Source organism: Alcanivorax sp. (assembly GCF_002726155.1).
Classification (GTDB): Bacteria; Pseudomonadota; Gammaproteobacteria; order Pseudomonadales; family Alcanivoracaceae; genus Alcanivorax.
The window spans coordinates 105,203-116,767 of record NZ_PBSH01000030.1; the positions used below are offsets into that span (position 1 = coordinate 105,203).

Annotated in this window: 8 protein-coding genes; 1 reads left to right on the plus strand and 7 read right to left on the minus strand. The window is 55.0% G+C overall.

Translation table 11 applies throughout. From position 1 onward, the window contains the following. Window position 1: 1 nt before the first annotated feature. From CL546_RS09000 to CL546_RS09020, 5 genes are all read right to left on the minus strand, one after another. Window positions 2-154, minus strand: coding sequence for a hypothetical protein (locus CL546_RS09000; RefSeq protein ID WP_290494238.1), 153 nt, complete (start codon window positions 152-154; stop codon window positions 2-4). Window positions 155-279: 125 nt separating this feature from the next. Next, window positions 280-2,607: a TRAP transporter large permease subunit gene (locus CL546_RS09005; RefSeq protein ID WP_290494240.1), complete on the minus strand. Its 2,328-nt coding sequence runs from the start codon at window positions 2,605-2,607 to the stop codon at window positions 280-282. Window positions 2,608-2,791: 184 nt separating this feature from the next. Continuing rightward, the gene (locus CL546_RS09010; RefSeq protein WP_290494242.1) at window positions 2,792-5,122 is read right to left on the minus strand and encodes a TRAP transporter large permease subunit; all 2,331 of its coding nucleotides are present in this window, start codon (window positions 5,120-5,122) and stop codon (window positions 2,792-2,794) included. 195 nt (window positions 5,123-5,317) lie between these two features. Beyond that, complete coding sequence (locus tag CL546_RS09015; protein ID WP_290494244.1) at window positions 5,318-6,334, minus strand: putative solute-binding protein; 1,017 nt, start codon at window positions 6,332-6,334, stop codon at window positions 5,318-5,320. 60 nt (window positions 6,335-6,394) lie between these two features. Next, a complete protein-coding gene (locus tag CL546_RS09020; RefSeq protein ID WP_290494246.1) occupies window positions 6,395-7,423 on the minus strand; it encodes a hypothetical protein in 1,029 nt (342 codons plus the stop codon). Between the two features lie 174 nt (window positions 7,424-7,597). Here CL546_RS09020 and CL546_RS09025 point away from each other — a divergent pair, with 174 nt between their 5' ends. Further along, the gene (locus CL546_RS09025) at window positions 7,598-8,959 is read left to right on the plus strand and encodes an ABC1 kinase family protein (RefSeq protein ID WP_290494248.1); all 1,362 of its coding nucleotides are present in this window, start codon (window positions 7,598-7,600) and stop codon (window positions 8,957-8,959) included. 192 nt (window positions 8,960-9,151) lie between these two features. Here the strand turns inward: CL546_RS09025 and CL546_RS09030 are convergent, their stop codons facing one another. Next, complete coding sequence (locus CL546_RS09030) at window positions 9,152-10,345, minus strand: putative solute-binding protein (protein WP_290494250.1); 1,194 nt, start codon at window positions 10,343-10,345, stop codon at window positions 9,152-9,154. A gap of 159 nt (window positions 10,346-10,504) precedes the next feature. After that, a complete protein-coding gene (locus CL546_RS09035; RefSeq protein WP_290494252.1) occupies window positions 10,505-11,551 on the minus strand; it encodes a putative solute-binding protein in 1,047 nt (348 codons plus the stop codon). Window positions 11,552-11,565: the final 14 nt, after the last annotated feature.

Consider the following 11,565-nt stretch of genomic DNA (forward strand, 5'->3'; position numbering starts at 1 on the left):
CTTACCCGTAAATCATTCTGTCAACAACGTAAGCGGCGGCGGCCATGGTGGCAACCACCCCGAACAGGAACAGCAAGAACAACAGGGCGGGCTTGATCGTTTTGGGAAGCGCTTCGGTTTCGCGTGAAGCGCGGGGTTCCTGCGTTTTACTCATCAGTTATCTCCCTGACATATCCGCATACTTTACAGTATCAGTTATTCCGGGACGATAGGAAACTGGGGCCTTGCAGGGCTGGTAACTTGAGCCCTGCAAGGGTTTTTGGCAGTTTGCGACGCTGATCACCCTGTGACGTCTATTTTCTGAAATAGCCAGTGATGCAGGCTGTCAGAGAGCAGCGGCACAAAGGCAACCAGCAACAGGGCCGTGAGCATGACGGCAATGGGCAACAGGTATTTTTCGTAGCGCCGGTAGAAAGAGCCATTGATGACTTTGGCGCTTTCCACCTCGTCATCACCGACGACCTGGCGCGTCAACAGGTGGTTAAGGGCGACGGGTGGAGACAGGTAGCCCAGCTCGAAGGCAACGAGGCTTATCATCCAGAAGTGCAATGGGGCGATGCCGTTATCGAAAGCCACCTGGGCGATGGTCGCGTTCACCAGGATGACCGCCCCAAAGGGATCCATGATCATGCCAATAATAACCATGGTTACCACCAGCAGCGTCATGGCGACCCAGATCGAAGGGAACGTTTCCGGCAAGGCTTCCATGATCCCGGAGCGTTCCAGTAGCCCCCCCATGCTGACGGTCAGTGCCATCAGCATGAGCAGCGCACCAATATGACCGGTGGTTTCATTGGTGGAGAAGCGCAGAGAGCTTTCCAGGTTGGTTCCAACCCCTTCTTCCTTGGCTGGCAGTTCTGATACCTCGCCGCTGGGTTTGAACAGATAATGGATAAGCAGACTGATGCCGAGAATCAGGTTTCGCCAGAACAGCCCGGTTAACGTATCGGAAAGTTGGTTGGCGGAGGTACCAGATGGAATATTGCCGGCATCCAGTGCGTTGCTGACCAACCAGGCGTCATAGCTTGAATGGATCAGTAGTAGAGCCAGTACGGCAGCGCACAGGTGCAGGAAATGACGGCTGAACTTCTCATAGATAAGCACGGCCAGCATGATCATCGGCAGGATGATGGGCGCATAGTTTTCGTTAAGTTGGGCCCCCAGGATATCTCTGAAAACCACCACCACGGTGCCAATGACAATGACGTAAGGCAGCAGGGGGACAAGCCGTTTCAGGCTTGCGGGAACCGCTTGTGAGAATCGGGCGATGCGTGCCGGTTCGGTGCGGGCAAACTGACTGTAAATGAAGAACAGTAATAGCGATAAACCGAAGACCTTGATGCCAGAAGTGAACAGTTCATCTGTGGTCACGCTGTTATTCAAGGCGGCGATAATGACCACCAGCAAACAGGGGCGCAGCACAACACCCATGGACCCGGACATGGCCGCCCCGGCCAGTGCCAACTGCTTTCTCGCTCCGGCACGGACCAGCTCATGGTAAACGGTTGCACCGGCCGCGATGATAAAAATGCCGGATGCGCCGGTATAGGCGGTGGGGATGGCGGTAACAGCAAGAATCACAAAGCACATCAGTTCGGGGGACATGCGCCAGGGGCGCAGCACATCGAAAACCAGATGCACCATCTTCGTCTGCCGCAGCATCATCCCTACCCAAATATAAAGGCCGAGGCTGAGAAACATGGTGGAAAATTCCATCATCATGCCCAGGTAGACGCTGGTGCCGTGCAGGTAGCCCTGAGACATGAACTGGATGCTGGCACTGAGGCACATATACGCGTACAGCGGAATCGTTAGCAGTGCCTTGCCCCAGCTACCGCCTTCTTCCAGATCCTTGGGTGGGAAAAAAAGCTGCCAGAGAGACGCGGCGCTGAGAATGGCGAAGCCGCCTATCCAGAATTGATGTAAATAAAAGTGGTTTACCTGGACGCCATCGGTCATCGCCTTGATTTCCTCACTGCGATAGATCAAGGCAGAAGCCAGAAGCAGCACGTTGGCAGTGAGCTGGCCGAAGGTGGAGACCAGATGATCCTTGCGGGTGCGTGCCGGACGCAAAGCGATATGGTGACGGGTCAGCGTGGCCGTCGCCGCGCAAATGAGCAGCAGCAAGCAAAGGATCAGCCGCTTGTAGTCACCCAGAATGCTGACAACTTGTGCCACGCCTCCTTCCAGGGTGCGAAAGGCAATGACGCCGGGGGTGACCTTTTCCTGGACCATTTGGTAGTTAGCCCACTTTTCACGGCACAGCGTTTGTGCGGACTCCAGGGATTGGCGCAACGCCTTTTCATCGATTTCGGTGCCAAAAAAACCGGCGAGGGGGTCGTCGGCCATTTTCTGTTTCTTTTCGGCAATGGCGCGTTCCAGCTCCCTGTCCAGGTCAGCATCCGCGTTGCAGGTGGGCTCATTCAGGGCGCCTGCACTACGCAGTTGAAAATAGTTGTCCCAGGTGTTTTCACCGATCGAGAGAAGTTGGGAATGAATAACCTGCCCGGAAGCCAGGAAAATCGTCAGCAATAGCAGCAGCAGGGTCGGCAGGGAGGAAAACCACTCTCGGGCGGTACGCTGTTCCATGCGCAGGGATGTGGCCATGTGTTGTCCTTGTTATTTTCTTGTGAGCAAAGATTTTGCAAATTAGCACGCGGGCATAGGTATGGAAAGGCAGTGCTCGATGGCGCAGGAAGGAGGCGGGCCGCAAAGAGGCGGGGGAATAACGTTGCTGACCTCAAAACGCAAAAAGGGCCCGAATGGGCCCTTTTTGCTGTGTCGGTTAGCGTTAGTGAACGCCGACCTGGATCTTCTGGAACAGGAACTCGTGGAGCGAGTCCGACATCAGCGGTACGTAAGAGACCAGCAGCAGCGCAGTCAGCATCACCGCGATCGGCAGCAGGAATTTCTCGTAGCGGCGGTAGAAGCTGCCACCCGGTACCTTGGCGGATTCCACTTCCTCGTCCCCGACCACTTGCCTTGTCAGCAGGTGGTTCAGTGCCACAGGGGGCGACAGATAACCCAGCTCAAAGGCCACCAGGGTGATCATCCAGAAGTGTAATGGCGCAATACCATTGTCAAAGGCAATTTGGGCAATGGTTGCGTTGACCAGAATCACCGCCCCGTAGGGGTCCATGATCATGCCGATAATCACCATGGTGACAACCAGCAGGGTCATGGCCAGCCAGATGCTCGGGAACGTCTCAGGCAGCATTTCCATGACGCCGGAACGCTCGATAATACCGCCGACACTGACCGACAGGGCCATCAGCATCAGCAGGGCGCCAATATGGCCGGTAGTCTCGTTGGTCGCAAAGCGCAATGAGCTTTCCATCTTGTCGCCCACGCCAGGCTCTGGCTGATAATGCGGATCCATATCCGGGGTTTTCACCAGATAATGAGTCACCAGGCAGGCGCCAAGGATGACATTACGCCAGAACAGTCCCCAGAACAGGCCTTCCAGTTGTTCTGCAGAGGTGCCGGTGGGAATGGCGCCGCTGTTCAGTGCTTCATTGATAATCCACAGGTTGTAGCAGGAGTGGATCAGCAGTGGTACCAGGACCACGGTGAACACGTGCAGGGATTTCTGACTCAGTTTTTCGTACGCCAGGATAGACAGCAGCATCACTGGCAGAATAATCGGTGCATAGTTTTCGTTCAGTTCCGTATCCAGCAGATCACGGAAGAGTACGACAACCGTCCCCATGATGATCACATAGGGCAGCAGCGGGATCAGTCGTTTCAGGCTCTGGGGAACCGCTTCCGAGAACGGCGCAATACGTGCCGGGGCAGTACGGGCAAACTGGCTGTAAATGAAGAACAAGAACAGTGACAGACCGAAGATTTTCAGGCCGGAAGTGAAGAGCTCATCGGTGGTTACACTGTTGTTCAGAGCCGCGATGATAACCACCAGCAAACAGGGGCGAAGAACCACACCCATTGAGCCGGACATGGCCGTGGCTGCCAATGCAAGTTGCTTGCGAGCGCCGGCACGAACCAGTTCGTTATAAATGGTGGCACCCGCAGCGATAACGAAGATACCGGAGGCGCCGGTGTAGGCTGTGGGCACAGCGGCAACCGCCAGAACAACGAAACACATCAGCTCTGGTGACATTTTCCAGGGACGCAGCACGTCGAACACCAGGTGCGCCATCTTGGTCTGGCGCAGCAGCATACCAATCCAGATATACAGCGCCAGGCTCAGGAACAGCGTAGACAACTCCATCATCATGCCGAGATAGACGCTAATGCCGTGGTAGTAACCCTGGCTGATGAACTGTGCACCGGCGGTAAGACACATGAAGCTGTACAGCGGAATGGTCAACATCGCCTTGCCCCAGGTGCCGCCTTCCTCAAGGTCTTTGGGTGGGCGAATCAGCTGGTAGAGAGCGGCCAGAGACAGCAGCAGGAAGCCCGCGATCCAGAACTGGTGCAGATAGAAATGGTTAACCTGAACCCCGTCGGCCATGGCGCTGACTTCTTCGCCACGGTACAGCCAGGCTGACATGAGTAGCATGACGTTGGCGGCAAGCTGCCCCACGCTGGAAACAAAGTGATCTTTTCGCGTGTGTGCCGGGCGCAGCGAAATATGATGGCGACTCAAGGTGGCGGTCGCGGCACAGATCATCACCAGCAGGCAAAGCAGCAGGCGTTTGTAGTTACCCAGGGTGGTAACAACTTTGGCAACGCCGCCTTCCAGAGTTCGGAAGGCAATCACACCGGGGGTGGCCTTCTCCTGAATAAGCTCGTAACGCTCCCACTTGCCTCGACAGTTCGCCCTGGAAGATTCCAGCGACTTGCGCAGCGCGGTTTCGTCGACGTCTGTGCCGAAGATACCAGCGAGTGGGTCGTCAGCCATTTGCTGCTTTTTCTGCTTGATGGCTTTTTCCAGCTCCTGGTTCAGGTCTGGGTCACGGTTACAGGTGGGTTGTTCCACCATGCCCGCGCCACGCAGCAGGAAATAGCCTTCCCAGGTATTTTCGCCGATTTTCAGTAGCTGAGAGTGAATGACTTCGCCGGAAGCCAGAAAAATAGTCAGCAGAAGAAGAATCAGGGTGGGAAGGGAGGATAACCATTCCGCCACGGAACGGTTTGCAACAGTCAGAGAAGGTTTATCCATTGTGCACCCGGTTATTGTTATACCGCCGAGAAAACCGAAGAGGTGAGGGCATCAGAGAGTTCAGCGCCTTATCCTCCGCATTGTGTAGCGGTGTAAACGTTTTGTTTACCTGTTGCCCGAAGAGCGGGTAACAGAAACTCTTGTCGTTAGGGAAAAACGGGGCCAGCAGGCCCCGTTGGATCGTATATAACTGTTTTACTCGACAGGATTGACGCATTCTGCGCGGGACGCTTCGTGCTTGCAGCGTACCTTGCGTAACAGAGACATCATGTCTTTGCTGTATGTGCCGTCTTTGGTGAGGGCGATGCGCGCTTCGCGCAGCATTTCGTCATAGCGCAGCTTGTCGGCTTCGGGAATGCGAATCCACCATTTCTTGTTCACTTCGCTGTTGGCGTTTTCGATCACGCGCATGGCACGGTCAAACTGACCCAGCATGTATTTACGCGATTGTGCTGCGAAGTCGGCGGGGAATTTGTCTTTCTTCAGGATGACCTGGGCGGTCAGCTGACCGAGGACATAATCAATGATGCCACCATCAGGTTGCATGCCTTTATACAGTTCCAGAGCGGAATAGGCCGCAATCGGGGCAAAACAAATATCCACGGAGCCGTTATTGAAACGTCCGGAGAAGTTGGTGATGTCTGACATTACCGGAGACATGCCCACGCGGGATGCCATGTTGGCCTGGGCTGTATCGTATTCGAGTACCGCAATGGATTTGCCGGACAGTTCGCCAACAGTATCGATGGTGCGATCTTTCACGAACAGGTAGGCCGCGCCCATGGGGGCAACGCCACCTACTTCGTAGGGGCCGGAAACCAGTTTTTCATTGATGGCCGGATTGCCGCTGGCGAGCACGGTGATAACAGTGCGCATGGCGTCATAGCTGGGGATCGCGCCGATGGAGTCCATGCTGCCAGTGTAATTATTGAACTGACGACCACGGATCCCTGTGAGGACGGCGGCATCACACTGGCCGGCTTTCAGGTCTTCGGAGGCAATTTTTTCATCAGTGTAGGGCTTGAGTTCAAGATCCACACCCCAATCCAGGGCGGCGGTCTTGTAGTCCTTCATGATGTTATAGATATCGCCGTTGGCACCGATAATATCGAATACGCACATGGTGCGTTTCTCGGCGGCCTGGGCGGCGGGGGTGAACGTCAATGCCAGAGCGGCAGTGGCGGCTGCAGTTAACGCTTTAACGTAGCGCATAATTGTCTCCTGGTTACTTCTTACAACTTATTCAAAAGCGGCCCGAAGGCCGCAACAGGCTTATAGCAAATCGTCAATATTAACGGAGGGGCCGGATTGGGCTTGGTCATCCCAGAAGGTGCCAATGCCACCGATGGGGGTACGTTTACCGGTATTTTCAGTCCACTCGCGATCTGAGATGCCCTGAACGATGAAGCCGGCAATGGCATCCAGCATGGCGTAATCCGGGTTCAGGTTCTGGTCGTTGGCGGCGTAGTCGCGGATGGCCTTGCGCAGACGCTCATCATTGCCTTTGCTGAACGCGCTCATGGCGTAGAGGGCGCTACCCAGACGGATACCGTTGTCGAAACCGGCCTTGGCTGAGGCTTCCAGTTCGGCCCATGCGTCGGCGTTTGGCGGAGCCAGCATCGGCAGCAGGTTCCAGACTGCAGCACGGGTGCCGCGGGGCACGCCCCACCACTTGTCGTTCTCCAAGCACTTCATGTTGCGCTCGACCTTGGCGGCGAGATCGCGGGGAACGCCTACTGCACCATCGGATGCACCATCATTGAGCAGGGCTTGAACGCCGGAGATGTTGCCGACCATCCATACCAGCTCGTCGAAGTCGGTTTTCAGTTTCGGGCATTCGCCGTCTTTCATATCGCCGTAGGCTTCAACCATGTAGTTGTAAGCCTTGTACTGGCGATCAGCGGCAACAGCGGACCAGCGCTTCTGCTCAATGCGGGCATCCTGAGCTTCACTTACCCGTCCATCTTTCACTGAACGCATGTAGCGCAATTCAGCGTCGAGGGCGATTTGTTCGGCACAGGTGGCGGCGGTAGTGAATACCATGGCGCCAAGCTTGCTGGGGTCAGAGCCAACTCGCTCGAAAGACATCAGTAGCGGGGTTTGGGCTTCACCGGTGACACACGCCATGCGTACGTCGTTGTAGGTCATCATGTAGGGCAGCATTTCGGATCGACCGAAGCTGATGAGGACATCGCCGGTGGTTTTGTAGATGACGCCACAGCCTTGCAGAGCCAGGATGGCGCCCCCTACCAAGGCCAGACCGGAATGTCGTAGCATTTTTTTCATGGAAAGAGAACCCATTCGTTAGCTCCTTGTTATTGTTCTCACATAGCGCGGTCAAAGGTACGAAAGTCCGCCAATTGGCACAAGCGGCAATTACAAAAAAGCCTGCAAACAATTACAAACAATAAATTTGCTATATCATGGATTGTGTTCATCAACCCATGGAATCTACAGGGAAAATACGATTTTATTATGAGTGACCACAGTGGCGTTAAAGACATGCGGGCCTGGCTGGCGGGCGAACGGAGTGGCCTTTCCCTGGCATTGAATACCGCCCGGGGTGGACTGCGTATTCTCGAAACGCTTGGCGTCCTGGGTCGCCAGGGGCTCGGTTGGGCTCTGGGGGATCGCCCGCCAGTGCCGGCTTTGCTGCGTACGACCTTCGAATCCCTGGGGACTACTTACATCAAGTTAGGGCAGTTTATTGCCAGCTCCCCATCAATTTTCCCTGAAGAGTATGTAGAAGAGTTTCAGCGCTGCCTGGACCGTACGCCCCCCCTACCTTTTCATTACATTCGCGAAACCATTGAATCCGAGCTGGGCGCCAGCCTTGAATCGCTCTATCAATTTGTGGATCCCAAACCATTGGCCAGTGCGTCAATTGCACAGGTTCATGCAGCAAAGATGAAGAACGGCCAGGACGTGGTTATCAAGGTTCAGCGTCCGGGTGTGAAGAATGTACTGCTCACAGATTTCAATTTTCTTTATTTCGCCGCGCGGATTACCGAGCAATTGGCGCCGGGTTTGTCCCGGTCGGCCATTTCCGGGGTCATTGAAGAATTGCAGGCCGGCATGCTGGAAGAGTGTGATTTCATCAAGGAAGCGAACAACCTGAAGGCGTTCAACGTGTTTTTGCGCGATACCGGGAATACCCAGGCGGTGGCGCCGGAGCCGATCATGTCGCACACCACAGGCAAGGTGTTGACCATGGAGCGTTTCTTTGGCGTGCCGCTGACGGATATGAATGTACTTAAAAAGTATACCGACGATCCGGCAGGCACCTTGATCTCCGCCCTTAATACCTGGTTCTCCAGTCTTATGTTGTGTGACTTCTTCCATGCGGATGTGCATGCCGGAAACCTGATGTTGCTGGAAGATGGCCGGGTAGGGTTTATCGATTTTGGTATCGTCGGGCGGATACGCCGTGAAGCCTGGGATGGCATGGCCACCTTTTTTGACGCCATTGGTCGCGGTGATGTGCGGCAGATGGCAGAAGCCATGGCCGTGATTGGCATGACCCGTGAAGAGGTGGATGTCGAGGCGCTGGCCCGGGACATTGAGGGGCTGCAAGGCTCGCTGGGTCAGGTGGACCCGTCTTCACTGGTGCAGGCGGACCGCAACGACAAGGAGGTGAATCGTCTGCTGATGGATATCGTCAAAATTGGTGAGAGCCACGGTATTCGTTTCCCGCGAGAGTTTGCCTTGTTGCTGAAACAGTTCCTCTATTTCGACCGTTATGTGCAGGTGCTGGCACCGGAAATGGATATGTTCAGTGATAACCGTGTAGACATGTTCGGTGCCGTTGACGAAATGCCGGGTGGTTTTCTGCACTAATAGCAGCAAGCTACGACCTATGAGCCACAAAAAAACCGTACCTTCTCGGGTACGGTTTTTTTGTTTGGGCCTTGATGCGAGTGACGAGTAACGAGTTTTGAAAATCAAGAGATGGCGTTGTCAGCCTGGTGTTACTGCTTTTTGCTCTTCGAAACTCGAAACTCGAAACTCGAAACTCGAAACTCGTAGCTATCATTCCACCGGATTACTGCATTCCGCCCGGCTGGCGTCCAGTTTGCAGCGAATTTTGCGCTGCAGGGTCAACATGCTCGGGTCGTAATATCCCTTCTTGCGCAGTTGCAGGCGAGCCTCCTGCATCATGATTTCGTATTCCTGTTTGTCTTCCTCGGGGATCTGGATCATCCAGTGTTCGGGGACCTTGGCCGCTTCGGCTTCCAGACGCTCCATGATCAGGTGATAACTGTTGTAGAACTCTTCGCGCACCAGTTGTGCCACTTCGTTGGGGAACTTGTCCTTGCGGCCGATCAATTGCATGGTGATTTGCGCCAGCGGGTAATCGATGATGCCGCCGTCTGGATCCATGCCTTTGTAGAGTTCCAGTACTTCGTAGGCGACCAGCGGTGCGGCCAGAACGTCCACTACGCCGTTGTTGAATTTGTTGGGTGCAGAAACAATATCGGATGCGACCGGTGTTGCCCCGATCTGCGAGACCATCTCCGCTTGCGTGGGGTCATAGTCGAGCACCGCCACACGCTTTCCTGCTGCATTGGCAAGAGTGTTGATGCTTCTGTCGTTAACAAAGACATACGCGCCGCCAGCTGGAGCCAGGCCGAGAATGACATATTCGCCGCTTGCCATCTTGTCGGCGCTTTTCGGGCTGGCCAGGACCTGCAGAAGAATTTTCATGTGTGCCTTGGTGGGAAGTGCACCAATGGCATCGATAGTGCCTGTGTATCTGTTGAACTGACGGCCGCGTAAGCCGGTAATCAGTGCGGCATCACAAATGCCGGCCTTGAGGTCTTCGGCAACGACGCTTTCGCTGGTGTAGGGCTGCACATCCAGATCCACACCGTATTGCAGCAGGCGTGTACGCTGGTCCTCTGCTGCCTTGAAAATCGGTCCGGCGCGGCCTGCGATATCCCAGATACAAATACGTCGTTTGAGAGGTTCGCCCTGGCTGAAGCCCGCCGCTTTCTGCATGGCCTTGATGCGATCATCCAGGCTTCGGTTCTGATCGAAAGCAATGGCGCGTAATTTTTCTGCCAGCGCTGGGGTTAACTCCACGCCGGGGGCAAAGCTCTCCAGTTCAGCTTGTTGGGCTGGCGACAGATCAAGCCTGTCATCGCTGAAGGCAAAGGGGCTGCCAATTAGCAGGGAAAGTAGAAACAGGTGACGAAGAAATCGCACGATAGCCTCCGTGGCCATTATTGTTTGTTGTTGGCATCACGATCTGGTGTTAGCCGTAATAGCGTTACAGCATTGTGGGCAGGTTAGAGGCGTTGCGTCGCTGGCTGATCAGCCCGCCTGCCTGGCGGCGCCGCCAATCGGGCTGATCAATATTGCGTGGCATTTGATGCGTGTTGATTACTCTGTGCTTTGACTGCATTCCGGTCGGTCTGCTTCAAGGGTGCAGCGTATCCTTTTCATAATGCTCAACATGGCTGGGTCATAGTAGCCACTGCTACGCAGTTTGATGCGTGCGTCACGCATCATGCTGTTGTAGTCGCGTTTTTCTTCATCAGGGAGAGGAATCCACCAATGTGAAGGAATGCGCCCGGCTTCTTTTTCCAGTGCCGTCTGCACAGACCGGAAGCTGTCGGCGGCGACTTCGCGGATCAGTCCGGCAAAGGCGGGTGGGAAGCGATCCGTGTGTGCGATGAGTTGCGCGGTTAGTTGCACGATGGGGTAATCCACAATTCCGCCTGCGGGCTCCATTCCCTTGTAAAGCTCCAGAGCTTGATAGGCAATCAGCGGAGCAGGCAGCACATCGACACTGCCATTGTTGAACTGGCTGGGAGCTGTGGCCAGGGTGCTGGCAACGGGAGTGGCGCCAATTCGGGTCACCATCTTTGACTGGCCGGGATCAAAATCCAGAACCGCCACTTTTTTTCCTGCCACTTTGCTGAGGGAATTCAGGGCGCGGTCATTGACGAAAAGGTACGCGGCCCCCGCAGGCGTGATGGCCAGTGTCTGAAATTTGTTGCTGACCATGTTGTCGGCCAGTTTTGGGTGGGCCAACGTGCGTAACAGAAGGTTGACGTGTTCCAGTGTTGGCAGCGCACCCAGTGCATCAATGCTGCCGGTAAAGCGATTGAACTGACGGGCGCGAAATCCACTCATTAGGGCGGCATCGCAGTGGCCGTTCTTCAGCGAGGCAACCAGCACGCCTTCATTGGTAAATGCTTCCAGGCTGATATCAACATTATAACGCAGCAAATCCACGCGCAAATTGGTCGCGCCGTTATACACGGGCCCGGAACGACCGGATAAATCCCAGAGGCAGATATGCCTTTTCAGTTTTTCGTTTTCCGCAAGGCCCATGGATTGCCGGGCCTGTTTGAGTTGTGTTTGCTGCTTGTCGGTAAGCGTCAGCGCTGAGCCATTGGCTGCAGCAACAAAAAGCAGTGCCATGCATAAGTATCGAA

Bases quoted from the DNA above. Each gene is read 5' to 3' on its own strand.
- CL546_RS09000 (WP_290494238.1), bottom strand. From the start codon at position 154: ATGAGTAAAACGCAGGAACCCCGCGCTTCACGCGAAACCGAAGCGCTT.
- CL546_RS09005 (WP_290494240.1), bottom strand. From the start codon at position 2,607: ATGGCCACATCCCTGCGCATGGAACAGCGTACCGCCCGAGAGTGGTTT.
- CL546_RS09010 (WP_290494242.1), bottom strand. From the start codon at position 5,122: ATGGATAAACCTTCTCTGACTGTTGCAAACCGTTCCGTGGCGGAATGG.
- CL546_RS09015 (WP_290494244.1), bottom strand. From the start codon at position 6,334: ATGCGCTACGTTAAAGCGTTAACTGCAGCCGCCACTGCCGCTCTGGCA.
- CL546_RS09020 (WP_290494246.1), bottom strand. From the start codon at position 7,423: ATGGGTTCTCTTTCCATGAAAAAAATGCTACGACATTCCGGTCTGGCC.
- CL546_RS09025 (WP_290494248.1), top strand. From the start codon at position 7,598: ATGAGTGACCACAGTGGCGTTAAAGACATGCGGGCCTGGCTGGCGGGC.
- CL546_RS09030 (WP_290494250.1), bottom strand. From the start codon at position 10,345: ATGGCCACGGAGGCTATCGTGCGATTTCTTCGTCACCTGTTTCTACTT.
- CL546_RS09035 (WP_290494252.1), bottom strand. From the start codon at position 11,551: ATGGCACTGCTTTTTGTTGCTGCAGCCAATGGCTCAGCGCTGACGCTT.